Source organism: Nostoc sp. CmiVER01, from assembly GCF_034531135.2.
Taxonomy (GTDB): Bacteria; Cyanobacteriota; Cyanobacteriia; order Cyanobacteriales; family Nostocaceae; genus Nostoc.
The window spans coordinates 32,579-56,706 of record NZ_JAVRBU020000012.1; the positions used below are offsets into that span (position 1 = coordinate 32,579).

The 24,128-nt window shown below is 40.9% G+C and carries 23 protein-coding genes; 13 read left to right on the forward strand and 10 right to left on the reverse strand.

From position 1 onward, the window contains the following. Positions 1–18 precede the first annotated feature (18 nt). The gene (locus RMZ43_RS21225) at positions 19–354 is read right to left on the reverse strand and encodes a hypothetical protein (RefSeq protein ID WP_322655010.1); all 336 of its coding nucleotides are present in this window, start codon (positions 352–354) and stop codon (positions 19–21) included. A gap of 101 nt (positions 355–455) precedes the next feature. Between RMZ43_RS21225 and RMZ43_RS21230 the strand changes: the two genes are divergently transcribed. After that, a complete protein-coding gene (locus RMZ43_RS21230) occupies positions 456–863 on the forward strand; it encodes a hypothetical protein (RefSeq protein ID WP_322655266.1) in 408 nt (135 codons plus the stop codon). Between the two features lie 137 nt (positions 864–1,000). On the opposite strand, the gene RMZ43_RS21235 is transcribed toward RMZ43_RS21230, so the two are convergent. Continuing rightward, entirely contained in the window at positions 1,001–2,479 is a 1,479-nt protein-coding gene (locus tag RMZ43_RS21235) for a ketol-acid reductoisomerase (RefSeq protein ID WP_322655009.1), read from the reverse strand. 114 nt (positions 2,480–2,593) lie between these two features. On the opposite strand from RMZ43_RS21235, the gene RMZ43_RS21240 reads away from it, so the two are divergent. Together RMZ43_RS21240 and RMZ43_RS21245 are read left to right on the forward strand one after the other, a co-directional pair. Then, on the forward strand, positions 2,594–3,481 hold the full coding sequence (locus RMZ43_RS21240) for a LysR family transcriptional regulator (protein WP_322655008.1): 888 nt from the start codon (positions 2,594–2,596) through the stop codon (positions 3,479–3,481). Positions 3,482–3,803: 322 nt separating this feature from the next. Further along, a complete protein-coding gene (locus tag RMZ43_RS21245) occupies positions 3,804–4,577 on the forward strand; it encodes a hypothetical protein (protein ID WP_322655007.1) in 774 nt (257 codons plus the stop codon). Positions 4,578–4,765: 188 nt separating this feature from the next. On the opposite strand, the gene RMZ43_RS21250 is transcribed toward RMZ43_RS21245, so the two are convergent. Beyond that, a complete protein-coding gene (locus RMZ43_RS21250; RefSeq protein WP_322655006.1) occupies positions 4,766–5,539 on the reverse strand; it encodes an SDR family oxidoreductase in 774 nt (257 codons plus the stop codon). Positions 5,540–5,677: 138 nt separating this feature from the next. Beyond that, positions 5,678–6,517: a nuclear transport factor 2 family protein gene (locus RMZ43_RS21255; protein ID WP_322655005.1), complete on the reverse strand. Its 840-nt coding sequence runs from the start codon at positions 6,515–6,517 to the stop codon at positions 5,678–5,680. Between the two features lie 85 nt (positions 6,518–6,602). On the opposite strand from RMZ43_RS21255, the gene murG reads away from it, so the two are divergent. Then, on the forward strand, positions 6,603–7,676 hold the full coding sequence (murG, locus tag RMZ43_RS21260) for an undecaprenyldiphospho-muramoylpentapeptide beta-N-acetylglucosaminyltransferase (RefSeq protein WP_322651761.1): 1,074 nt from the start codon (positions 6,603–6,605) through the stop codon (positions 7,674–7,676). A gap of 39 nt (positions 7,677–7,715) precedes the next feature. Beyond that, complete coding sequence (locus RMZ43_RS21265) at positions 7,716–9,059, forward strand: hypothetical protein (protein ID WP_322655004.1); 1,344 nt, start codon at positions 7,716–7,718, stop codon at positions 9,057–9,059. Between the two features lie 23 nt (positions 9,060–9,082). On the opposite strand, the gene RMZ43_RS21270 is transcribed toward RMZ43_RS21265, so the two are convergent. After that, positions 9,083–9,448, reverse strand: coding sequence for a VOC family protein (locus tag RMZ43_RS21270; protein ID WP_322651759.1), 366 nt, complete (start codon positions 9,446–9,448; stop codon positions 9,083–9,085). Between the two features lie 258 nt (positions 9,449–9,706). Between RMZ43_RS21270 and psbA the strand changes: the two genes are divergently transcribed. Then, positions 9,707–10,789: a photosystem II q(b) protein gene (gene psbA, locus RMZ43_RS21275; protein WP_428850907.1), complete on the forward strand. Its 1,083-nt coding sequence runs from the start codon at positions 9,707–9,709 to the stop codon at positions 10,787–10,789. Between the two features lie 211 nt (positions 10,790–11,000). Then, positions 11,001–12,089, forward strand: a complete 1,089-nt coding sequence (gene aroC, locus RMZ43_RS21280) for a chorismate synthase (RefSeq protein WP_322653281.1) — start codon at positions 11,001–11,003, stop codon at positions 12,087–12,089. A 77-nt stretch (positions 12,090–12,166) separates the two neighbouring features. On the opposite strand, the gene RMZ43_RS21285 is transcribed toward aroC, so the two are convergent. After that, positions 12,167–12,463: a DUF3288 family protein gene (locus tag RMZ43_RS21285; RefSeq protein ID WP_322652016.1), complete on the reverse strand. Its 297-nt coding sequence runs from the start codon at positions 12,461–12,463 to the stop codon at positions 12,167–12,169. A 325-nt stretch (positions 12,464–12,788) separates the two neighbouring features. Here RMZ43_RS21285 and RMZ43_RS21290 point away from each other — a divergent pair, with 325 nt between their 5' ends. Beyond that, the gene (locus tag RMZ43_RS21290) at positions 12,789–15,245 is read left to right on the forward strand and encodes an ATP-dependent Clp protease ATP-binding subunit (protein WP_322653282.1); all 2,457 of its coding nucleotides are present in this window, start codon (positions 12,789–12,791) and stop codon (positions 15,243–15,245) included. A 221-nt stretch (positions 15,246–15,466) separates the two neighbouring features. Here the strand turns inward: RMZ43_RS21290 and RMZ43_RS21295 are convergent, their stop codons facing one another. The 3 genes from RMZ43_RS21295 to RMZ43_RS21305 form a co-directional block, all read right to left on the reverse strand. Continuing rightward, the gene (locus RMZ43_RS21295; protein ID WP_322652014.1) at positions 15,467–16,567 is read right to left on the reverse strand and encodes an AI-2E family transporter; all 1,101 of its coding nucleotides are present in this window, start codon (positions 16,565–16,567) and stop codon (positions 15,467–15,469) included. 460 nt (positions 16,568–17,027) lie between these two features. Beyond that, positions 17,028–18,464: a bifunctional orotidine-5'-phosphate decarboxylase/orotate phosphoribosyltransferase gene (locus RMZ43_RS21300; protein ID WP_322652013.1), complete on the reverse strand. Its 1,437-nt coding sequence runs from the start codon at positions 18,462–18,464 to the stop codon at positions 17,028–17,030. Positions 18,465–18,485: 21 nt separating this feature from the next. After that, the gene (locus RMZ43_RS21305; protein ID WP_322655657.1) at positions 18,486–19,082 is read right to left on the reverse strand and encodes a cytochrome b/b6 domain-containing protein; all 597 of its coding nucleotides are present in this window, start codon (positions 19,080–19,082) and stop codon (positions 18,486–18,488) included. Positions 19,083–19,272: 190 nt separating this feature from the next. Between RMZ43_RS21305 and RMZ43_RS21310 the strand changes: the two genes are divergently transcribed. After that, entirely contained in the window at positions 19,273–19,473 is a 201-nt protein-coding gene (locus RMZ43_RS21310; RefSeq protein WP_322652011.1) for a hypothetical protein, read from the forward strand. Between the two features lie 2 nt (positions 19,474–19,475). Next, positions 19,476–19,775, forward strand: coding sequence for a sulfite exporter TauE/SafE family protein (locus RMZ43_RS21315; protein WP_416212465.1), 300 nt, complete (start codon positions 19,476–19,478; stop codon positions 19,773–19,775). A 191-nt stretch (positions 19,776–19,966) separates the two neighbouring features. On the opposite strand, the gene RMZ43_RS21320 is transcribed toward RMZ43_RS21315, so the two are convergent. Further along, positions 19,967–21,490 (reverse strand): PAS domain-containing sensor histidine kinase, encoded by a 1,524-nt coding sequence (locus RMZ43_RS21320; RefSeq protein WP_322655658.1) that lies wholly within the window; start codon positions 21,488–21,490, stop codon positions 19,967–19,969. Positions 21,491–21,930: 440 nt separating this feature from the next. Here RMZ43_RS21320 and RMZ43_RS21325 point away from each other — a divergent pair, with 440 nt between their 5' ends. Genes RMZ43_RS21325 through RMZ43_RS21335 form a run of 3 tightly spaced genes read left to right on the forward strand, consistent with a single transcriptional unit; the run spans position 21,931 to position 23,835 of the window. Further along, a complete protein-coding gene (locus RMZ43_RS21325; protein ID WP_322655659.1) occupies positions 21,931–23,319 on the forward strand; it encodes an AAA-like domain-containing protein in 1,389 nt (462 codons plus the stop codon). Positions 23,320–23,354: 35 nt separating this feature from the next. Continuing rightward, entirely contained in the window at positions 23,355–23,627 is a 273-nt protein-coding gene (locus tag RMZ43_RS21330; RefSeq protein WP_322652008.1) for a type II toxin-antitoxin system HicB family antitoxin, read from the forward strand. Positions 23,628–23,640: 13 nt separating this feature from the next. Further along, positions 23,641–23,835 (forward strand): hypothetical protein, encoded by a 195-nt coding sequence (locus RMZ43_RS21335; RefSeq protein WP_322652007.1) that lies wholly within the window; start codon positions 23,641–23,643, stop codon positions 23,833–23,835. Positions 23,836–24,128: the final 293 nt, after the last annotated feature.

Below are 24,128 nucleotides of genomic sequence, written 5' to 3' on the forward strand. Positions count from 1 at the left end.
TTGCTACTTAAGGCACGGTTATACCGTGCCTTTACTAATATCTAGAAGATAATAGCGGTTCTTTGGTACAACTTTACCTTGGAGAAGTACTCCAAAGTCGTTTTGAAGTACTCCAAAGTCGTTTTGAGGTACTCCAAAGTCGTTTTGAGGTACTCCAAAGTCGTTTTGAAGTACTCCGAAGTCGTTTTGAAGTACTCCGAAGTTGTTTTGAAGTACTCCGAAGTCGTTTTGAAGTACTCCAAAGTTGTTTTGAAGTACTCCAAAGTTGTTTTGAAGTACTCCAAAGTCGTTTTGAGGTACTTGAAACTTTGTTGTACCGCGATCAAGCACACAGGTGTGTAGCGTAGCCCGCACTTAGGCAAGCTCAGTGACCACTGTAGGCATCGCTTTCATAAATCTCCACAAACAAATTAAACTTAATAAGGATAAAAGTAGCAGATCAGGCAGTGAATAACATAGTGCGGTTAGTTTTGACAGCAATATTGCTGGTGTTAGTGACAGCTTGTGGCAGTATTGGACTGTTACCGACTAGCGAGTTAGTACAAAAAGCGATCGCACTTGGGCTAGAACAAACTCAACAAAAACTTAGCCAGCAGTTGGATCTAGATTTTCAAGGATTTGAAATCAAGCGGCTATCAATTACCCAGGAACAACCCCTAACCATTGAAAATTTACCAGCTTTCCACGTTCGGGGAACCTACGACTTAATTCTAAAGCTACCAAAACGGCGATTGACGCAACCAAAAAAACCTTTTGATGTTTACCTGCAAATTCAGCAAGAAGGAAAAACCTGGCGATTGCTACTTCCAGAAAAAGGTAGTAAAGATACTCAATCAATTTGGCGTAGCTATCTCATCCAATAGAGGCGGGGAACAGTAAAGATGCAACAAAGTTAATTTCCTGCATCAATTAATTCAAAAAATTGCGAAATTTGTTTAGTCGAGCGAATGTGATAAACATTTTTGATACTTTTAAAGTTAAAAAGTAAAAAGCTCGCTATTCACCCAACAATTGAAATATCAACAGACGGACGTAATTTTGCACAAACTGATAGAACTTGATGAATTTCATGTGTCAAAAACTGATCAAATAGTTCCTGATCTATCCTCAGATTGGAGTCCAACGTAGTAAAAGTTTGTTGATATAAAATGTAATCAAATCTTGATGCCCATTTTCTTGCTCCTAATCGCGCTGTTATAGAGCAATTATCAACCATAAAAGCGATGCCTTTGTGGTGCATATAGGGATTAAGAGAATCCACGCTTTCAATAATGGATTCGTTAGCGATTTCTGAGTAGGAGTGCCCTTTTTCTCGAAGTAAGTCTACTTGAGCCATCATCGTCGCAATATAAATGCCTGCGGTGATGGGATTAACGGCAATATTTTCTGGTTGTCTTTTCGCACGGACACTAGCGCCAACTTGCCACATTTGGGTTCCATCAATATTTTTCATAGGATAGCGTTGATGCCGATGTTCTGCTTCAATAACACTCTTGATTTCGCTTCCAGAAGCAACATCGTCATATATCTCCATCAAAATTTCAAAAGCAGGATGATAAGCAGCAGAGTAGGCTTTCTTAAAAGCTTCCTGATCTGTTTCATTCAAAAACTCGTAAACAGACAAAATTCCCTTTTGGGAAATCAGCTTAGTAATTGGGCCAGTGAGAGATTCCACACTCTTAGTAAACGCACTTTCTTTAGAGAATCCTTGACCAATAAACCAACGGTAAAGACTTTCTACAATCCCGTGAACTGCTCCAAGTAACACGCCTCTTTCTCCAAAGATATCAGACTTATATTCTTCTTCAAGTGTAGTTTTAAATGTAACAGGTGAACCTATAGCAATTGACCATCCAAGTGCATAATCTGTTGCTTTGCCGTTAATATCTTGATGAATGGCAAAGCTCGAATTAATGCCAGCCCCATTCACTTCTTTGCCTTGCTCATAAAGTCTCCTAACTGAAAGACCCATACCTTTGGGACATACGGCAATCACGTTAATATTTTCCGGAAAATCTTTACCAATACTTTTGAGGTATCCTAGCAAAAATCCATGAGATAAGCCGAGTGTAGAACCTGGGCGAAGAGACTCAAAAATTCGCTCTATATTGTTAGCTTGTGCAGCATCAGAAATTAGAAGAATGGACAATTGTGAAGAAGAAAGCACTTCATACATCTCTCCTAATGTGCCATCATCTGTGGTAAAGCCAGCTTTTTGAGCTAATGGAATAGAAGTCGAATTTTCTCGCAGACCTATTTTGACTTTAATATTAGTTTCCCTAAGAGAATCTCTTAAATTCTGTGCTTGGGCAGAACCTTGAGAAGACCAACCAATAACTCCGATTTGCCTAATACCTGCAAATGCTTTGGGTAAAAGTGGAAAAAGATGATGCCCTCCCCGGATGATATATTCTTCTGTATTTGCTAAAAAAATTTTTTCTTTGCTAAATGTCTTGGTGTTGAAGTGCAAACTACTCATAGACTTATTACTACAGTGCTATATTTCGCATCGACTAGCTATTACATTAGGTGCTAGCTGTCACTCTGTCCAACACATTTTTTATAGCTAATTAACACTTAAAAAGTTCAAACAATGGAGCTAAGGCATTTACGCTACTTTGTCGCAGTTGCAGAAGAATTACATTTTGGTCGAGCAGCCCAAAGACTCCACATGGCGCAGCAACCTCTAAGTCAACAAATACGCCAATTAGAGGCAGAATTGGGTGTTTCTCTATTCCACCGCACCAAGCGTCAGGTTCAGCTTACAGAAGCAGGAAAAGCTTTTTTGCAGGAGGCGCGTCAAGTTTTGGATAAAGCATTTCACGCAATAAAAGTGGCAAGACTTGTTGCACAGGGAGAAATTGGACGACTTGCTGTAGGTTTTTCTGGTTTTGCAACTTATAGCATTTTGCCGAAAGTTCTTCAGGTATTTCGAGAGCGTTTCCCTAGCGTGGAATTGGATTTAGAAGAAATGACAACCAGCGCTCAAGTACAGGCTTTACAAAACCGTCAAATTCATCTTGGGCTGATGATTCCCCCTATAAATGATGCGTCTCTAAGCTTGTCTATGATTCTGCAAGAACCATTTGTAGTGGTTTTGCCAGAGTCTCATCCTCTAGCTAAAAAGCCGGAATTAACTTTGTCTGCCTTAGGCAATGAATCTTTTATTTTGGTGTCGCGTCATTTAGAACCTGGCTACTATGATTTATGTATCAGTTTATTCCAACAAGCTGGTTTCAGTCCTAAAGTTGTCCAAAAAGCAAGCCATAAGCAAACAATACTCGGTCTTGTTTCTGCTGGTATAGGTGTTTCCCTTGCTCCTGCATCAATTCGTAATATCCACAGGACAGGGGTTGTTTATACTAATCTCAACATGTCAATAGCAAAGGTGGAGCTTGCAGCCGTCTGGCGACAAGATGAGTCATCACCTATATTGCAAACATTTATTGAGGTCATTAGAGAAATTGTTCCTCAGAATTGATTTATGGTTGACCAGAAATAAAAAGGTACAAGCCCCTAAATTTATTTATGGGCTTAGTAAATTTTTGACTTTTGACTTTTGACTTTTGACTTCCCCGAAGGGACTGACCTATTGAACACCAAAATTTTTGAATTGGGAATTACGTACAATAAGATATGTGCTACTAGAAAAACTATCACAAGTATTCTGAACATAAAAGTTTTTGAAGTTGGAATTTCGCACAGTAAGATATGTGCTACTAGAAAAACCATCACAAACATTTACGTATAAATGCTAGGTACACTCATGATCGAAGTAATAGTTTCACCAAAGACAGGATAAGATGTATATCAACTTTTTCATCAGTTCCATTATTGGAATTGTAGTTTCGGTGCTGGTGGCTTTTGGTTTACTGCAATGGTTGCACATCCCTGCTGGTAACTTTCTTGACTGGGTGATTGGTGGTGCAAGCTTTTGGTGGCTATTGGTAATTGTTACTGTACCCTGGAATGTACATTTTCAAGCGAAAGAAGTCTTAGCAGAAGCAGCACAATCTAAAGAGAAAGGAATTCCAGTCGATGAGAAACAAGTAAACTATGTCACAGTGTTGGCAAAGCGATCGCTCTGGGTTGCCATTGCTTTACACTTATTCTCAGCCGTTGGTCTTTATGCTCTTGCTGCCACTGGTATTAGTACGGTGGGATATATAAGTTCTGGTGCAGCTTTATTATTAACAATTCTCCGTCCAGCGATTCGAGCTTATGAGTATTTATATGCGCGGTTAACGATGATTCGCCAAGAATGGAAGTATCCCCGCGAAGATATTGTTGAACTGCGCGATCGCTTCTCGATATTGGAACAAAAAATCCAGTCATTCGAGGAACAACTTAACCCAGAACAAGCTTATTCATTACCCGCAACTCAAGAACGCTTTGCTGAAGAAACTCGCAGAGACTTAGCTCGAATTGCTGCCAATTTAGAAGAATTACGGGCGATAAATCAAACTGAACATGAACGTTTGGCCAGAGAAGCAAGAAATGCGATCGCGCAACTTTCCACCGACGGGCAATTTCTCGATCATGTCCGCGAAATTATTCGATTTTTTAAAACCGCCTAATTTTTATTTATCAAGAAGGGAAAAGGTAAAAACATCGCAAGTGGCCCGAAATAATCCGTATCATCGCAAGGCAAGTCGAAACCCCACCCCTAGTGTCGGGCTTGGTTTAATTGCGAATTGCGAATTGCGTTAGCGTAGCGGGGCGTTCGCTTTTAGCGTCTCGCAGAGAAGCCTATTGCGAATTGGTTTCATGTTCGCCGATTAACTAGAGTAGCGCTAGCTTGGTCAACAGGCATCAGCACAACTTCATTAATATTCACATGGGGCGATCGCGTCACACAGAAAAATATCACATCAGCCACATCATCTGCTGTCAGGGGCTTAACTCCCTGGTAGACTTTGTTGGCGCGTTCAGCATCTCCATGAAAGCGCACATTGCTAAATTCCGTTTCTACCATACCAGGGTCAACAGAAGTTACACGTACTCGCGTTCCCAAGAGGTCTTGTTTTAAACCTTCCGAAATTGCCCTCACAGCAGCCTTGGTAGCACAGTAGACATTACCACCGGGATAAGTTTGATGTCCAGCAATGGAACCTAAATTTACCACATGACCGCGATCGCGGCTTACCATTCCCGGAACGACATAGCGGGACACGTAGAGTAAACCCTTAACGTTAGTATCAATCATGTCTTCCCAGTCTTGAAAGCTACCTTCGTGTAACTTGTCTAAACCACGACTTAGACCAGCATTGTTGATGAGAATGTCGATGTCAGACCAGGCAGAGGGTAGAGTCGAAATGGCTTCTTCTACAGCCTTGCGATCGCGCACATCTAGCTGTAACAAATGAATTTCAATACCAAATTCTTTAACGAGAGTGTCTGCTAGCTGCTGCAAACGTTCCAGCCGTCGTGCCGCTAAGATTAGTTTTGCACCCGCACCAGCAAAGATTCTCGCGCAAGCAGTACCAATACCACTACTTGCACCAGTGATTAAAATGATTTGATTTTCTAGCAAAGTCATTAGGATAGTTAAGAGTGAGGAGTTAATAGTTATGAATTATGAATTAACAAAAGTTTCACAGTTCATAATTTATCATCACAGACGCGATTAATCGCGTCTCTACTCCTAACTCTTGTACAGACGCGATTAATCGCGTTTCTATTTCTTCACCACTTGCAAACGCTGAGTTACCATCGTCATCCCATTACCTCGTAGGATGACAGCAGAAATCCACTGGCTACCAGGGATAGATGGTGCTTGTGCGGTTTTAAACAGTCCGCCAGATGTTAGTAATTCCAAATCTACAGATGTAGGGTTGAGAAATTTATTTGCTTGTATGGGTTCCTCTAGCGCGGTTCCTAGTAGAAAATCATCACCAAGTGGCTCTTGAACAATCGCATCAAAATTATACTTTTGACCAACCCGCACCTGCTCTGGTAATTTAATATTAATTTGCGGCGGCTTGCTGCCAGAGGTAAGTTGAGTGCGTTCTGACAAAATGTCTTGGCGGACTATTTTTCCGCCTGCAATGCGCTGACGCGATTTAATCGTGGCATTGAGAGTCGAATTATTACTGTTAGCGGAAGGTAAGCCAGTTATCTTCGTTTCAGTTTCCGCAATAATTGCATTGCCTTCAGGTTTTGAAGATAGCAGTTTTGTACTGTATTGCAATTTGGGATATCGTTGCCAAAGTGAAGTCAAAGACTTTTGCAGGGTTTGCAGGTTTAATCCATCCCCATGAGTGAAGTTAGGGCTGTAGAATTGCAACACCCCTTTGACATCACCTCGACTAGCGGCTGCATCAACTTGTGTCAACAGGTTTTTTACATCGGCTGGTGCATTTTGAACTGTACCAGCTTGGACTAATTGTTGTGGTGTCGCCGCTTGAGTGCGTTGCCAACCACTTGTTAAACCAAGGGTTAGCAGGAATGAAACTAGCCAGATACTAGCTGGAAATCTGAGTTGCCATCTTAATAAGGCGGTAATAATGTTTGTCATTGGTTAAGAGTTTACTGATTTGATGAGAGAAAGTAAGGAAATTGTTTTATCTTAGTTAAGCTAGACGCTAAACGGTAGAGGTTTGATGGCAAACGCACCGATACGATTATTAATAGCTGCCAGTGGCACTGGTGGACATTTGTTTCCAGCGATCGCACTGGCAGAAAAATTGCCAGATTATCAAATCGAATGGCTGGGAGTGCCCAATCGGCTAGAAACTGAACTTGTCCCTAAAGAGTATCCCTTGAATACTATTGCAGTTGAAGGGTTTCAGCAAGGGTTTGGACTCTCCTCGATTCGCATTTTGGGTAAACTCGCCCTTTCGATTATAGGAGTGAGGCGAATTTTAAAGCAGGGAAATTTTCAAGGGGTGTTTACCACAGGGGGTTACATTGCCGGGCCAGCCGTCATTGCAGCGCGTTCCCTTGGTTTACCCGTGGTTTTCCATGAATCTAACGCACTACCTGGTAAAGTAACTCGCTTTTTTGGCCCTTGGTGTAGCGCAGTAGCCTTGGGATTTGAAGTAGCTGCTAAGTATTTGCCTCGTGCTAAAAATGTCTGTGTTGGTACTCCTGTAAGGGCGCAATTCTTGGATAAGGCAATTCATACACCCCTAGATTTAGCTATTCCTGAAGGTGTTCCTTTAATTGTTGTATTTGGTGGTAGCCAGGGCGCAGTTGCGGTTAATAAGTTAGTGCGCGAATCTGCAAAGGCTTGGTTTGATGCTGGTGCTTATGTAGTACATTTAACTGGCGATCGCGACGAGGAAGCAGATAGTCTCAAACATCCCCAGTACATAGCCTTACCTTTTTACAACAATATGGCAGCATTGTTACAACGAGCAACTCTAGCCATTAGTCGTTCTGGCGCTGGTAGCTTGACAGAATTAGCAGTGTGTGGAACTCCAGCAATTTTGATTCCGTACCCCTTTGCTGCCGAAGATCATCAATCTTACAATGCAGACGTATTTACTTCATCTGGTGCGGCGTTAACACTGAAGCAGTCAGAGTTGACGGCACAAATATTGCAAAGTAATGTGTTGAATTTGTTGCGATCGCCAGATGAATTAGCAAAAATGGGAGAAAAAGCTCATGCGATCGCAGTTCCCGATAGTGCTGATAAGTTGGCGCAGTTAGTGCGTGAAGTGATAGAAACATAACCTTGATTATTTAGCATTAAAAATTTATTTTTCCATTTTATGAATATCTTATCCAGCCAAAAATTTCGCTTCACAATAGGTTGTGCTGCCTTATTGATTGTCGGTTTAGCCAGTAGTTATCTATATCCTCAGTCAAAAACTAAACAGCTAGCTCAACAAGATCAGTTTTTTACTCAGCAAGAAAAGTTTAACCTACTTGAATCACAGATTTCCTTCACCTCAAATCAAGTTTCTGATCAACTTAATTTGAGATTTAAAAATCCTTTTACTACTAAACAAACATCTGATGAGATTATAGGCAAGCAAAATGATTTCTCATCTCAACAGGATTTGTTAGCCGCATCTGCACCTTATCCAGTTGTCGATGAATTCAAAAAATATAAATTTAGTATCAATGGCAGTCAAGTTGTTACTCCAGTCAAACTACCAAGTACTAAGGTCAACTTCAATCAAAAAGATTTGTTAACCGTTCTTGTTAATACTAGAAAATATTTTCAAGATTATAGTTCAGAAGACCCAGATATTTTGCGTACAGGGATGCTTGCTACTCAAGGAGTTACTATTCCAGATGTCCTCAATACCTTGAATTTCATGATTGTTGTCTTAAAGGAGGATATTGCTAATAATCGAGCTACTCGTTTGCAAGACCCCAAGTTTATCAATTCCAATTTTCGAGTTATTAAATGGAATGCTTATAATCCGAAGAATAAACAACAAAAGCAATTACGAATTACTAAATATGCTGTGTTTACGCACCCCGGTTCTCGCAAGAAAACATCTACTTTTAATACACCAATTTATAGTTTAAAAGACAACTCTAATAACGATAAATTCTACACCAGATATACAAAGCAGGATGTTTTGTCAGGTATTTATGAACCAGGTGGTAAAGAATTTGGAAAAGTTACAAGTCTCGCTTATCTAACCAGAAATGGCTTAGAAGAAGCAATTATGGAAGGAACAATACTAATTAATTTTACAGATGGTTATAAAGCATTTTTTAATGTAGATAGAAATAATGCAATGCCTTATATTCGCGGATTAAAAGCAACAGCACAAAAGCGTTATTGGTATTTTAGAGAAGTTGATGCTATTAAAGGTTATGGCTACAAGATAGATGCAAAAATATCTATTAAACCCGGAGTTACTTTTGCTGGGGATGTTTTAAATATCGGTTTAGGTAAAGTGATTGTGATTGAGCATAGTAAAGGTGGCCGCAAACATCTGCAAATGGGAGTCCTCGCAGATACAGGCGGAGCATTTTTACCCAATCTTTATCAACTCGACTTTTTGGCAGGTATATTTAAGAATAAAAAAGAATTTGGGCAGAATATCAGCCAATTGCCGGACTATGCCACAGCATATTTTTTAGTAAAAAAGTAATACGTTGACTTGATATAAAATATCTATGCACGGGTCAACAATTCTAAGTTGTGACCATCAAAGTCATAGAAATAGAAGCCACGGCCTTCGTTCCAGTGGTTAATTTGTCCTTTATTTTGATGCATGGGGTCGCTACTGTATTCAATACCTGCCTCTTTGACGCGGGCAAAAATTGCATCAAATTCTTCATCACTGACATGGAACGCATAATGATGTTGCTCGAACGCTTCAGCGTCGGCGAAGTCGAGCGTCAGTGAATCATTTATATGTACAGCAGCGAAGTGACCAACGGGAACCTCGACCTTTAAACCAAAAATCTTTGCAAAAAACCTCGCCGATGCTTCTTTATCATGTGCCGGCACTATGGTGTGATTTAGAGTAATTGTCATCTCACACCTCCCCTCCTAATTTTGGTAGTAATTGATCTCAACTCTCTATTTAGAGTGGATAACAACAATCTTCCTTTCTATTTTATCTTTTAGGTGCTGACACCAGCATAAACCTATCATATAAGTAAAGCTAATAACGTATATCAGGTTTACTGAAGTAATAAAACTTGATTAAAAAATGTAAAGCATTGTAAAGTAGTTTCACAGGCGAAAACAAAACCGCCTGATTCATAAACAACTAATCGCACTTATAAAACCATGACAGCAACCTTACAACAGCGCTCAAGCGCCAACGTATGGGATAGATTCTGTGAGTGGATCACCAGCACCAACAACCGGATTTACATCGGTTGGTTCGGCGTATTAATGATCCCCACCCTGCTAGCCGCCACCGCTTGCTTCGTAATCGCCTTCATCGCAGCACCACCAGTAGACATCGATGGCATCCGTGAACCAGTAGCAGGTTCATTAATTTACGGAAACAACATCATCTCCGGTGCAGTAGTACCTTCCTCCAACGCAATTGGTTTGCACTTCTACCCAATTTGGGAAGCAGCTTCTTTAGATGAGTGGTTGTACAACGGTGGTCCTTACCAACTGGTAATATTCCACTTCTTGATCGGCGTATTCTGCTACCTGGGTCGTGAATGGGAACTATCCTACCGCTTAGGTATGCGTCCTTGGATTGCTATTGCATATTCTGCTCCAGTAGCAGCAGCAACCGCAGTATTCTTGGTATACCCCATCGGACAAGGCTCATTCTCTGACGGTATGCCCTTGGGTATCTCCGGAACCTTCAACTTCATGATCGTGTTCCAAGCAGAACACAACATCTTGATGCACCCCTTCCACCAACTAGGTGTAGCAGGTGTATTCGGTGGAAGCTTGTTCAGTGCAATGCACGGTTCACTAGTAACAAGTTCCTTGGTTCGTGAAACCACCGAAACCGAGTCACAAAACTACGGTTACAAATTCGGTCAAGAAGAAGAAACCTACAACATCGTTGCGGCTCACGGCTACTTCGGTCGTCTAATCTTCCAATACGCTTCATTCAACAACAGCCGTTCACTGCACTTTTTCTTAGCAGCATGGCCTGTAATTGGAATCTGGTTCACCGCCTTGGGTGTAAGCACAATGGCGTTCAACTTGAACGGTTTCAACTTCAACCAATCAATCATTGATTCAAGCGGTCGCGTCATCAGCACTTGGGCTGATGTAATCAACCGGGCTAACCTGGGTATGGAAGTAATGCACGAGCGTAACGCTCACAACTTCCCCTTAGATTTGGCTGCTGGTGATGTTGCTCCTGTGGCAATGAGCGCTCCTGCTATCAACGGTTAATTCTAAGCTCTAGCTAAATTAAAAAGCGCTCTCCCAAAAGGAGGGCGCTTTTAATTTAAGTTAGTAACAGATACTGTTGTAAAGTTAGATAAAAACTCAGAAACATTGTTGATAATTACTAAAAAATAGCGAAAAATTATACAAAAAACAAAGACAAACTTTGTAAAAACTCTAGGTAGAATACATAAGCCTCACCTTTTTTCTCAAAATCATGGGCAATATTTTTGGTCATCTATTTCGCATCAGTACTTTTGGCGAGTCTCACGGCGGCGGTGTAGGGGTTGTGATTGATGGTTGTCCTCCTCAACTAGAAATTTCGGCAGAAGAAATTCAAGTAGAATTAGATAGAAGGCGTCCTGGGCAAAGTAAAATTACAACGCCTCGCAAAGAAGCGGATACCTGCGAGATTTTATCAGGGGTATTTGAAGGCAAAACTCTGGGAACGCCTATAACAATTTTGGTGCGGAACAAAGACACTCGCCCCCAAGACTACGACGAGATGTCTGAGAAATATCGGCCTTCTCACGCCGATGCAACTTATGATGCAAAATATGGCATTCGTAATTGGCAAGGTGGTGGTAGATCATCAGCGCGTGAGACAATCGGAAGAGTAGCAGCAGGTGCGATCGCTAAAAAAATTCTTCGTCAAGTGGCCAATGTCGAAGTTATCGCTTATGTTAAGCGCATCAAAGATTTAGAAGGTGTAGTTGATCCAAATACTGTCACCTTAGAACAAGTGGAAAGCAATATCGTTCGCTGTCCCGATGCTGAATGCAGCGATCGCATGATTGAATTAATTGAGCAAATAGGTAGACAAGGTGATTCTATAGGCGGTGTAGTAGAATGTGTAGCGCGAAATGTGCCGAAAGGTTTGGGCGAACCAGTATTTGATAAATTAGAAGCTGATATCGCCAAAGGTGTCATGTCTCTCCCTGCTAGCAAAGGCTTTGAAATTGGTTCCGGTTTTGGGGGAACACTGCTAACGGGAATTGAGCATAACGACGAATTTTATATTGATCCAAATGGTGAAATCCGCACACTAACAAATCGTTCTGGTGGTATTCAAGGGGGAATTTCCAATGGAGAAAATATTATTTTGCGAGTTGCATTTAAGCCGACAGCAACAATTAGAAAAGAGCAGAAAACTGTAACTCGTGAAGGCGAAGAAACGCTCTTAGCAGCCAAAGGACGCCACGATCCTTGTGTATTACCGCGTGCAGTTCCAATGGTTGAGGCAATGGTGGCATTGGTGCTGTGTGACCATTTGTTAAGGTATCACGGGCAGTGTAAGGTTTTGTAGGCATCCTGACTAATAGGTGAGTTAGGAGTTAGGAGGGAATAATTAATGCCCAATGCCCAATGCCCAATGTCCAATTCCTAATTCCAATCCTGTTCCTCTTTCTTACCGCGACTTTTGTAAATACCCCCCAGGTTGTGAATTTGGCGAGTTTTCTCATAAAGTTCGGCTTCGGTCAAACCCCACTGCTGCAAAGCTTTATCTAGGTCTTTTTGGATATCTCTTGCCCCTGGAAACCCTTGATAACGCATTCGCAGCCTAGCTAATTCTGCTAAGTTATAGTCTGTCGCCTCTTGAGAGAGTAAAATATCAATAAGGGGGCGATCGCGGTTATAAAGAGGATGTTGTTGGTCTTTACCTGCGGGTGCATTGGTCATCGTGAGTCCTGAGTGTCTTAGCGGTAGGGGAGTCTTGAGCCAGTGTTAAATTCTGAGTTTTTAGTTTAGCAGAACAGCTGAGGAACAAAAAAGGCAAAAGAAAATCATCTTCTGCACTGACAAGCTAATTGTCAAATTGAAAACTCCTAACTTCTAACTCCTAAATCTTCTTAGACGGCTAGTACACCTGATGTCTTACGGCTCTCACCACTGCCACTCAAGTTTAAATAAAGTTACATTGTTCTTAAGAAAATACAAAAAACTTTAGATGAGGGTGAATTTTATCTCACCCAAAGTCCAAGCAGCGAGGGAGCAAGAACCCATTATGTTTGAACACTTCACTTCCGAAGCCATTAGAGTAATTATGTTAGCTCAGGAGGAAGCCCGTCGCCTGGGACACAACTTTGTAGGAACAGAACAAATTCTCCTGGGTTTGATGGGAGAAGGAACTGGGGTTGCTGCTAAAGTGCTGGCCGAATTAGGCGTTACCCTCAAAGATGCACGTCGCGAGGTAGAAAAAATTATTGGTAGGGGTTCTGGCTTTGTACCACCAGAAATTCCTTTTACTCCTAAAGTAAAAAGCCTCTTCGAGCAATCGTTTAAAGAAGCTCATAGTCTGGGACAGAATTACATTAATACTGAACACTTACTCTTAGGATTAACCGAGGCTGGTGAAGGTGTTGCCGCCAAAGTACTGCAAAATCTAGGAGTTGACTTCAAGACTGTCCGTAGTGCCATAATTCGCCGTTTGGGTGAAAATGCACCGGCTTTAGCAGGTGGTAGTAGTAGTCAAAAACGCACCCAACCACTAACTATGGAAGAGTTTGGTCGTAATTTGACCAAATTAGCGCAAGAAGGCAGACTCGACCCCGTAGTTGGTCGCCAGAAGGAAATTGAGCGAGCGATCCAGATCCTTGGTCGCCGCACTAAGAATAACCCAGTGTTGATTGGAGAACCAGGAGTTGGTAAAACTGCGATCGCAGAAGGTCTAGCTCAACGGATTATCAACCAGGATGTTCCCGAAAGTTTGCAAGACAAGCAAGTTATCAGCCTTGATATGGGGTCTTTGGTAGCTGGAACTCGCTTCCGTGGCGACTTTGAAGAACGGATCAAAAAAGTCGTGGAAGAAGTCCGCACTGTGGGCAATATCATCTTGGTGATTGACGAAATTCACACCTTGGTTGGCGCTGGTGGTACAGAAGGTGGTTTGGATGCAGCAAACATCCTCAAACCTGCCTTAGCACGGGGTGAACTCCAGTGTATTGGCGCAACTACCCTCGATGAGTATCGTAAGCATATCGAGCGCGATGCCGCCCTAGAGCGTCGTTTCCAACCAATCATGGTTGGCGAACCCTCAGTAGAGGAAACCGTACAAATTCTTTACGGCTTGCGCGGTGCTTACGAACAGCACCACAAAGTCACAATTTTAGATTCGGCACTTGTAGCAGCAGCAGAATTATCAGACCGCTACATTAGCGATCGCTTCTTGCCAGATAAGGCAATAGACTTAATTGATGAAGCTGGTTCTCGCGTTCGTCTGCGGAACTCTCAAATTTCTCCCAATAAAGAACTCAAGCGTGAACTCGCTGGCGTTACCAAAGAGAAAGAAGCAGCAGTCAGAGTCCAAGATTTTGACAAAGCTACCCAACTGCGCGATCAAGAGTTAAAACTCGCAGAACAACTGCAAGCAACATTTGCACAAAACGATCAACCTGTCAACTCAACTGTGGTTGACGAAGAAGATATCGCTCAAATCGTTGCCTCTTGGACTGGCGTACCAGTCAACAAGCTTACTGAGTCGGAGTCAGAATTGCTTCTGCACCTAGAAGACACTCTGCATCAACGGCTTATTGGTCAAGAGCAAGCAGTCTCGGCTGTATCTCGCGGTATCCGTCGCGCCCGTGTCGGCTTGAAGAATCCCAATCGTCCCATTGCTAGCTTTATCTTCTCTGGGCCTACCGGAGTCGGTAAAACAGAATTGGCGAAGGCATTAGCTGCCTACTTCTTCGGTGCGGAAGACTCCATGATTCGCCTAGATATGTCCGAATACATGGAAAGCCACACCGTCGCCAAGCTAATTGGTTCGCCTCCTGGTTATGTCGGATACGACGAAGGCGGACAGCTTACAGAAGCCGTGCGGCGGAAACCTTACTCAGTACTGCTATTCGACGAAATCGAAAAAGCACACCCTGATGTATTCAATATGCTGCTGCAACTCTTGGATGACGGTCAACTTACTGATTCAAAAGGTCGGAAAGTGGACTTCAAGAACACGCTGATCATTTTGACTTCTAACATCGGTTCTAAGGTGATTGAAAAAGGCGGTAGTGGTTTAGGCTTTGACTTCGACACTCAAGCCGACGCTAGTTATAATCGCATCCGCACCTTGGTAAATGAGGAATTGAAAGCTTACTTCCGTCCTGAGTTCCTGAACCGTCTCGATGAAATCATCGTCTTCACTCAGCTTTCCAAGGATGAAGTGAAGCAAATCGCTGAGATTATGCTTCGTGATGTTTCTAAGCGCTTGACAGAAAAGGGAATTATCTTAGAAGTTAGCGATCGCTTCAAAGACCGTGTAGTACAAGAAGGCTACAACCCTAGTTATGGTGCTAGACCATTACGCCGGGCAATTATGCGCCTCCTAGAAGATTCTCTCGCCGAAGCAATGCTGTCTGGTGAAATTACAGATGGCGATACAGCGATTGTTGATGTTGATGATGACTCTCAAGTAAGAGTACGAAAATCAGAAAAACGAGAATTGCTCTTGGCAAATGTTGGCTAATTTTATACCTGGTCGCTTTTTGCTGTAATATTTGAGGAATACGCTAGCCTCTCATCTAAGTAGAGGCGATCGCAGGGGCATCTCCGACAAACATCAAGTGAAATGGTATTATATCTTTCACCCCTAGTAGAAATACTGGGGGCTTTTTTTATGCAATTTTATTTTGAATGCAGTAGGCACAGAGCTAGCTGTGCGCTTTATATTCTCCACAAATCAACAACTCATGGCGATATTGATTCTTCTGTTAACAATTCTGATGCTGCTTCACTTTTAACTACATTATTGGAATCAGCAGATTTAGAAAAAGTATCTGCTATATCTTTGATAAAACCAGCTACAGGTACCGCGATTAGCAAACCCAAGACTCCACCAACATTGGTTCCTACAAGCAAAGCAATTAATACCCATATTGGTCTAATACCAGTAAACTTGCCTAAAAGTCGTGGTGCGATCGCCTGATCAATTAACTGGTCAATGACAACAGCTACTGCAAAAATCTTCACTGCTAGCCAAAAGTCATGTGTAGCTATTATTAAAGTTATTACAACAAGACTCACGACATCGCCAAAGGGAATTAAACTCAAAAGCCCAACCCCCAAACCAAAAAGTAAAGCAAACTGCACTTGAAAAGCTAAAAATAATAATGTTAATGAAACTCCCATCAGCAAAGCCAAACTTCCCTGACCAACCAAGTAATTTTGAAAGTTTTGTTGAATAGATTGACTTACCTTCTGAGCAAAACTTCCGGGTAGTTTTTTAAATATCATCTCCCAAATCCTTGGGCCATCTAACAACAGATAGAAAGTCAATACTATTGTGATTAATGCCTCAGAAATACTATCAATCGTATCTATGAGAATACTTAAAAGTTTATCTGAAAGAAACTCTAATTCATTGGGTAATTGCTCAGTTAATCGGCTCAATAACTGACTTAAATTCACATTTACTTTGTGCCTAAAAAACCAATCATTTAAAATATGAAGTTTTTCTTTACTAGAATCAATCCATTGGGGAAAAACTTTCACCATCTCATTAAATTGCTCTAAAACAATGGGAATTAAAGTTATACCCAGAGCAACGATAATTATCAATGCTGAGATAAAAACTAATGCTACTGCATAGCCACGTTTCACTCCTCGTTTTTGGAGAATGGTAACAGGATAGTTCAAAATGAATGCAAGCAAAGTAGCCAAAACAAGAATTGTTACAACAGGTTGAAAATTTTTAACCAGCAAAAATGCTAGCCAACCATTGAGAAACACTAGAGGAAATAACAGCGTAAAAATTAACCATCTAAGCAGTTGATTCAGTGGAAAATTCATAATTAATTTAAAAATCCCAATTATTTCAGTTATTAGATTGAACCGAGTAATTAAATATGTTCAAGACTCAGAACTTGCACCAGTCCCAACAACCGCCTCAGCATGAATTATGAGGCTGATTGTTAAAGTCTTCTAAAAAAGACTGTGTAGGGTTTATAGTCCAATACAGTTGAGTTAAGCATTTCTTTCTTCTCTCTGCGTCCTTGGCGTCCTTGGCGGTAGCCTGCGGCAAGCCGTTCGCGTAGCGTCTCGTAGAGAAGCGTCTACGTTAAAAAAATTGAGTTTGACAAAGAGTTTTAGCCTTAACCCAAGCGTATTGATTTATAGTCCACTAAGCGTGGACTTGTGCTATTAGTCAGATAATTTCTTCTCTGGTGAGAAAGTAGGCAGGTGCAAAATACAACCAAGGGTAAGTACATAAGAAAAATCTCCCCCTACTCCCCACTCCCCATTCTTCCAATCACGAACTTTCAGCAAAAGCTAAAAATTGCTCCTCATTGATTCGGCCTGCTTGATACAGAGTATTAGTAATTTCCGAAATAGTTAAAACCGCATGACTGCGATAACCATTTTGCTGTAATCTATCTTTCACTCCTTGTTCATGGTCGATAAATACCACAATATCATTAACATTTAATCCTGCTGATTCTAACTTTCCTGCCCCTTCCATAACACTTTTACCACTGATGAGAATATCGTCAACAACTACAACTGTTTCACCAGGATGAAAGTTACCCTCAATTACTCTCCGAGTTCCATGTGCCTTCACCTCTTTTCGAGGGAAAATCATTGGGCAATTAAGGCGCAAAGCTAAACCAGTCGCAGTAGGTAAGGAACCATAGGGAATACCTGCTAATCTATCAAAAATGAGATCCTTCAAAATATCCTGATATGCAGTGAGAACTTGATTAAAAACTTGGGGATTGGAAATAATTTTGCGTAAGTCGATGTAATAAGGAAATATAGCTCCTGATGCTTGGACAAAACTACCAAACATAATGCAGTCAATATCATAAAGTTGTAAAATCAAATCTTGGTAGGGATGCTGATTTAGGAAACAAACATCAGGAAACCACACAGAACATGTGGAATTTTCATAGATAATCTCAGTTTTGATTTGATTAATTTCTGCGCGTAGAGACTGGATTTCCTCAGATAGTTGGGTGTTTCCCAGCATATCTTGAGGAACAGGAATCAATAAACCATCACCGTTAGTATTCAAACCCGCTTCTAAAATCTGCTTCAAGTTTGCGCCTTCTGCCCAGATGCTACGCGCCATAATAATTCGTTCAGGCGCGATCGCTCGAATAAGTGCTAAAATCTCAGGATTTGTAGTTCCCACTTCCAAACCCAATTGTTCTGGAGTTCCCCAGGTTTTTGATTCTTTTACCACCTGTAAATAAAGGGGCGATTCGTTTGTCGGATATTGCTGTAAAGCTTCTGCACCTGAATTAGAGGTACAGCATAAAATAAACACGGCTTTATCAGGGTAGACCAAAAAAGGTGCTACATGATCTTGTCCTGTATAAGGACTGAGAGTGATTGCATCCACCTGCCATTCTGTAAACACAGTTTGGGCAAAAATGGTACTAGTATTTAAGTCACTATGTTTTGCATCTAAAATGACTGGAATATGGGGTGGAATAGCTGCTAAAGTTTTATACAGCAATTCTAAACCGGGGATACCTAATGCTTCGTAAAAGCCAAGTGTTGGTTTATAAGCACAAACATAATCAGAAGTTTCTGCAATAATGAATTGCAACCACTTCTCCAAACCAGTGATGAGTTCTTCAGATTCATAACGCACAGGCATCATCTCTAGATTTGGATCAAGTCCTACAAATAGTAAGCTTTGATTTTGTAAGATATTACGATTCAATTTATCAAAAAAGTTCATTTTTTTAGTAAAAAAGTTCGTTTACGAAAACATTGATTCTGTTAATTCAGTACCACCAGCTTTCCGTCCTAATAGATAGTGAATTATTACAAAGAAGATAACCATCGGCACTGAAGCAAAGTGAATAATCCGCAATGCTTGCCAACTGCCAAAGAAATCCACAATCCAGTAAAATTGAGCAGGTTTATACATTCCTATTCCTGTAAATAATGCCAACAACAAAATAGGAATAATTGCTGTATACGCAATCCGATGCCAAGCATAAATTAGACGTTTATAATTTTGACTTTTTTGTAATGCTCTGAGGTCATTAGCACCTACAAATCGGTGTCGCCAGCGCCGAGTAATTAAAATGTAAATTCCATACCACAGGAGATTCAGTGAAAATAGCCACATTGCTGCAAAATGCCAGTGTCTACCTCCTGCTAGCCAACCTCCTAATGTAAATATTGGCGGAATGTGCAAACCTGCGCGTCCACCAAAAACCGGGTTAGCGTTGTAAATTTGTAGTCCACTGGTGAGCATGATAAATAGACTAATGATGTTACACCAGTGGAAAATTTTAGCTCCTATTGCTTGAGTGGGTGGCTTTCGAGTTTGAGAGGGGGTTGAAGTCATAGATTTTGACTGATAAAATTTGTTGTTTATCTGTCTTGAGTAATATAGTCCAGTAAACTTGGGGGTGGACATTACTCACCTTTATTTTCCCATCCTCTGACTCAGTATTCTGACATTAATGGTTTACCATCTGCTGTTTTAAATGTCAGTTTAAGTGTGGCTAAGGTTGTTCTAAGTTAAATTTTCAAAATTGGGCGATATCTACGATGGGCTATTGGGTAGCGTTGCTAAGATGCTGTACCCTGTTTTAGTGCCTATGATCAAAGATATTCTATCCAGTGTAGCTCTAGCGGCGATCGCTATCTCAACCCCGAACACAACCATCATCATCATACTCACAACGATCGCCACCATTCTGGAAATTCTCAAGTTACGTTACAGTCTCTTTTAACTCTGGGAATCGCTGGTGGTCTAGTTCCTTGCCCGTCAGCACTGGTATTATTGTTGAGCGCAATCGCACTTCATCAAACTGCATACGGTTTAATCTTGGTATGTGCATTCAGCGTGGGATTAGCAGTCGTACTAGTAACCATTGGTTTAGTCATCATCTATGCTCACCAATGGCTGAAGGGTTTTTCATGGGTTCAACCATTGCAGCAGTATATGCCGATAATTAGTGCGATGCCTACGGCAGGCTACGCCTACGCAGTAATTATTGTAGGAAGTGTACTCATGGCTTGTGCTGTAATTTAGGTGTAAAAAAGACAATACAGATCAGTTAAGCTTGCAAAAAATAACACCTCGTGCCTAAGGCAATACGGTTCAGTTAAGGCTAAAACTCTTTGTCAAACTCAATTTTTTTAACGAACCGCCAAGGACGCCAAAGACGCAGAGAGAAGAAAGAAATGCTTAACTGAACTGTATTGGTGCCTAAGGTTAATTATTTAAAAACTGGCATGTTTTCTAATAGCCGTGTACTGTCTTGCTGTTGTATTCATCTCAATCACCAACTCTGTGCCTTGACCTAATTGAGAATTACACTTAAGTTTACCTTGATGTTTTTCAACTATAATTTCTCGACTAATTGATAGTCCTAGCCCTTGACTACCTACTGGTTTAGTTGTAAAAAATGGTTCAAATATATGTCGTTTGATATGAGGAAGTATGCCTTGACCATTGTCAGAAATGCGAATTATAATTTTGTGTTTTTTTCCTAGTAGTTTATCATTTCCCCAAACTTCATTACTCTTAATTAATGATAAATGGCTACTAGCAATTTCTGTATGAATAAAAATTTTCGGAGTAAAGAAATAATCATGTTTTATCCTTTCTTCTAAAGCATCAATGGCATTAGTCAAGATGTTCATAAATACCTGATTTAGTTCACCAGGGTAACACTCGATTAAAGGCAATTCCCCAAAGTTTTTAATTACTTCAATCCCGGCTCTATCAGGTTTTTCTTTCAAACGATGCTGCAAAATCCTCAGAACACTATCAAGTCCTTTATGCAGGTCAACCTTTTTTGTTTGACCTTCGTCAGAGCTTGAAAAATTCTGCAAGGCGAAAACAATTTCTTTAACGCGCTCAGATCCGGCTCGCATTGACCACAGCAATTTCAAAAAATCTTTCTTCACGAAACCAAGGTCGAGGCGTTGCAGCTGTAAGGCTATAACTGGTATCGGTGTGGGATAGTGATGTTGGTAAAGTTCAATAATTCTGATTAAGTCTTCAGCATATTGACTCGCAGGATGGAGATTACCGTAGATGAAGCTAACGGGGTTGTTAATTTCGTTAGTCATATCCGCCACCAGTTGACCGAGATTAGCCATTTTCTGGTTTTGCAATAACTGCTTTTGGGTATATTTGAGTTCTTCGAGGGTAGTTTCTAACTGCTGTGATTTTTCCCTAACTTGGTCTTCGGTAGATTGGAGTTGTTCAAATAGTTGGTATTGTTGAGTAGCGTAGGCGCAGCCCGTCGTAGACATCGCTTTATCTTGAGTAATATCCTTGTGCGTCCCCGCCATTCGTATTGGCTTTCCGGATTCATCCCACTGGAATACTTTGCCACAAGTCAAAATCCACTTCCACTCCCTGGATTTGGTCAACATTCGCAATTCGACTTCAAACACAGGTGTGTATCCTTCCAGATAATCATGCAAAACCTGGCGAATTCTTGGTAAATCCTGTGGATGTACAAGTTGCTCAAAGGATTTATGCTCATTGTCGATTTCGTCTACTCTATAACCCAGGATGCCTTTCCAGTGAGGATCATAATAAGTTTTGTTCGTTATTAAATTCCAATCCCACAACCCCAAGCCACTGGCTATTAATGCCATTTGTAAGGCCGCTTGTGAGCATTGACAAGTATCTAAATTCTCTTGAGATAAGTCTTTTGATTCTGGGAAACTCTGGGAATCTTGTACTGATAGAGCTTCCGGTTCATGGGTAGCGGGTTTTTCGATATGCATAGCTGCTGGTACGATGAGGAAGATATCCTGTAGCTCTCTCTACGCTGTCTTAACACCCTGACGATTCAGTTATGGATAAAATCGTCTATTTAATTGATTAGGCTGTTACTGCCCATATCAATTTGGATGGAATTTAGAAAAGGTAATGCGATCGCAGTTGCGATTTTTTAGAAAAAAATAGCTCTATTGTGTGCATCTACATTCTAAGATATGTCTAAAAGAAGTAGTTAAAATCACATATAATTACCTAAAAACTTGAAGAAATTTGTAAAAAAAATTCTCTGCTGGAGTCATGTCAAATGTTTTAGGATACAAAAAATTGTCAAGTCTTGTTTGTAGCTTTTTGGAACACGACTGGCTGCTATCCAGACAAAGCAGACTACATTGAGTTGCAAAGAAGAATGGTGTGAGAAAATTTCATGCTTTAGAGCCAATCAGTAATGACTATAGATGAAGTAGTTTTGCTACTAAAAGCCAGTCAAGCAACCGATTTAACGACACTCCAAGAGATTATATTGCGTTCTTCGTGGGAAGGAAAAACCTACACGAATATAGCCTGTGAAGCTGACTACGATGAAGAACATGTCAGGAAAATTGCTGCTCATTTATGGCAATTACTGAGTGCTTTTTGTAAAGAACCTATAAACAAATCAAACTTTCGCCAGACTATAGAAAATCATCGTCTTAGCAAAGCACATCAGCAATTAGTTAAGGAATTCAACAAAGCAGCCACGGCTATATCCTTAGAATTTCCTAGTGGCCCAGTATCTCTTAATTCCAGATTTTACATCCCTCGACCGCCGATTGAGGAACTCGCCTATGCAGAAATGACTAAACCTGGAAGTCTCATCTGCATCAAAGCACCCAAGAAGATGGGGAAAAGCTCTCTGATTTTGCGGTTACTTACACGCGCGAACAATCAAGGCTTTCGTACCGTGATGCTAGATTTTCAGCAAGCAGAGAAAGCAGTATTTGCCAGTTTGGATACATTTTTGCGCTGGTTCTTTACAAACGTCAGTCGGGAGTTACAGCTAGAACCAAAACTCAATGATTATTGGAATGAAAATATAGATAGCATCAGTTGCTTTATCTATTTCCAAGAGTGTTTACTGTCTGCGCTGGAAAGTCCTCTTGTTTTAATATTGGATGAGGTAGACTGGGTGTTTGAGCATTCAGAAATTGTTGAAGAATTGTTATTATTGCTGCGATCGTGGTATGAACAAGCCAAAGGTGTAGAAGTTTGGCAAAAACTGCGTTTAGTTCTGGTTTATTCAAGGGAAATTCTTGTCCCGATAAAACTGACTCAATCATTATTTAATATTGGTTTCCCGATTAACTTATCTCCCTTTACAAAAGAGCAGGTGTTGGATTTAGCATTACGTCACGGCTTGGATTGGACAGATGGTAAAAATGTCGAGAGTTTGATGACAATGGTGGGAGGATATCCTTATTTGCTGCGATTAGCTTTTTATCACCTTGTGGGTAAAGGAGGACTAGAAGGAGATTTAGAACAGCTATTGCAACAAGCACCTACAGAAGCAGGAATTTATCACGAGTATTTAAGGCAGTTTGTGTTAGTACTACAAGATGAGCCAGAATTGCAAAATGCTTTTTATGAAGTAATTAACGCTATAAATTCTGTGCAATTAGAGCCAGCATTGGCATATAAATTGCAGAGTATGGGGCTAATTAATTTAGAAGGCGATGTCTACGACGAGCTACGCCTACGCAGTACTGTTGCATGTGAATTATATCGTTTATATTTTCAACAATATCTGAATAAAAGTGAGATTTTAAATAAAAATAATTGTGTTGAACGATTATTTTAACGTAAGATTAAACTGGTAGCACAACGCAAGATTTCATGACCATAAAGTTTATTCTGAGCGACTATGTTGACCGAGCGATCGCCCAGGCAATTTATGACAAGTTAGAAGATGGTACATTTGTAGGTCGAATTCCTGTTTGCAAAGGATTGATAGCCTTTGCATCGACTTTGCGCGAGTGTGAGGATGAATTACGTTCAACACTGGAAGACTGGATTTTGCTTGGGTTAAAGCTGGGACATTCTTTACCAATAATTGATAATATTGACCTCAACAAGGAGCCGACTCTTGAGCCGATGGATACCTTGTAGGCATCGGGATTTTGTGAAGAAGTTACGACGTATTGGGTTTGAGGGGCCTTATTCTGGAACAAGACATCAGTTTATGGTTTATGGGCAACATCGTCTAACTATTCCCTCTAATGATGAGTATTCTGTACCACAATTGCGGCTGATGATTCGGGAAATTGAGGTTATTCTAGAGCGGGAAATCACGCTAGAAGAATGGAATAGCCTTTAAGATTTGCTCAGAAGCGATGTCTGACGACAACAGCGATCGCTTGTCGTTTTATACTCTAAACTAAAGCGATGTCTCTGATGGGCTACGCCTACGCCAGATTTCGGCTCAATCATATACCAAAATGAATGCGTAAATTACTCTAATAAGTAAGCAAACTGGGGTTTAAGAAAGTAAAAGCAGCTTTTGCTTGCGGAAAACACCAAAATGAGAAAGCAAAAGCTGCTTTTGGGTGTGGAAAACACTCAAATGTGATATTAAAACCTGCTTTTGAAGAAGCAAAAGCTGCTTTTATT

Coding starts and splice junctions, on each gene's coding strand:
- RMZ43_RS21235 (WP_322655009.1), bottom strand. CDS start 2,479: ATGAGTAGTTTGCACTTCAACACCAAGACATTTAGCAAAGAAAAAATT.
- RMZ43_RS21240 (WP_322655008.1), top strand. CDS start 2,594: ATGGAGCTAAGGCATTTACGCTACTTTGTCGCAGTTGCAGAAGAATTA.
- RMZ43_RS21245 (WP_322655007.1), top strand. CDS start 3,804: ATGTATATCAACTTTTTCATCAGTTCCATTATTGGAATTGTAGTTTCG.
- RMZ43_RS21250 (WP_322655006.1), bottom strand. CDS start 5,539: ATGACTTTGCTAGAAAATCAAATCATTTTAATCACTGGTGCAAGTAGT.
- RMZ43_RS21255 (WP_322655005.1), bottom strand. CDS start 6,517: ATGACAAACATTATTACCGCCTTATTAAGATGGCAACTCAGATTTCCA.
- murG (WP_322651761.1), top strand. CDS start 6,603: ATGGCAAACGCACCGATACGATTATTAATAGCTGCCAGTGGCACTGGT.
- RMZ43_RS21265 (WP_322655004.1), top strand. CDS start 7,716: ATGAATATCTTATCCAGCCAAAAATTTCGCTTCACAATAGGTTGTGCT.
- RMZ43_RS21270 (WP_322651759.1), bottom strand. CDS start 9,448: ATGACAATTACTCTAAATCACACCATAGTGCCGGCACATGATAAAGAA.
- psbA (WP_428850907.1), top strand. CDS start 9,707: ATGACAGCAACCTTACAACAGCGCTCAAGCGCCAACGTATGGGATAGA.
- aroC (WP_322653281.1), top strand. CDS start 11,001: ATGGGCAATATTTTTGGTCATCTATTTCGCATCAGTACTTTTGGCGAG.
- RMZ43_RS21285 (WP_322652016.1), bottom strand. CDS start 12,463: ATGACCAATGCACCCGCAGGTAAAGACCAACAACATCCTCTTTATAAC.
- RMZ43_RS21290 (WP_322653282.1), top strand. CDS start 12,789: ATGTTTGAACACTTCACTTCCGAAGCCATTAGAGTAATTATGTTAGCT.
- RMZ43_RS21295 (WP_322652014.1), bottom strand. CDS start 16,567: ATGAATTTTCCACTGAATCAACTGCTTAGATGGTTAATTTTTACGCTG.
- RMZ43_RS21300 (WP_322652013.1), bottom strand. CDS start 18,464: ATGAACTTTTTTGATAAATTGAATCGTAATATCTTACAAAATCAAAGC.
- RMZ43_RS21305 (WP_322655657.1), bottom strand. CDS start 19,082: ATGACTTCAACCCCCTCTCAAACTCGAAAGCCACCCACTCAAGCAATA.
- RMZ43_RS21320 (WP_322655658.1), bottom strand. CDS start 21,490: ATGCATATCGAAAAACCCGCTACCCATGAACCGGAAGCTCTATCAGTA.
- RMZ43_RS21325 (WP_322655659.1), top strand. CDS start 21,931: ATGACTATAGATGAAGTAGTTTTGCTACTAAAAGCCAGTCAAGCAACC.
- RMZ43_RS21330 (WP_322652008.1), top strand. CDS start 23,355: ATGACCATAAAGTTTATTCTGAGCGACTATGTTGACCGAGCGATCGCC.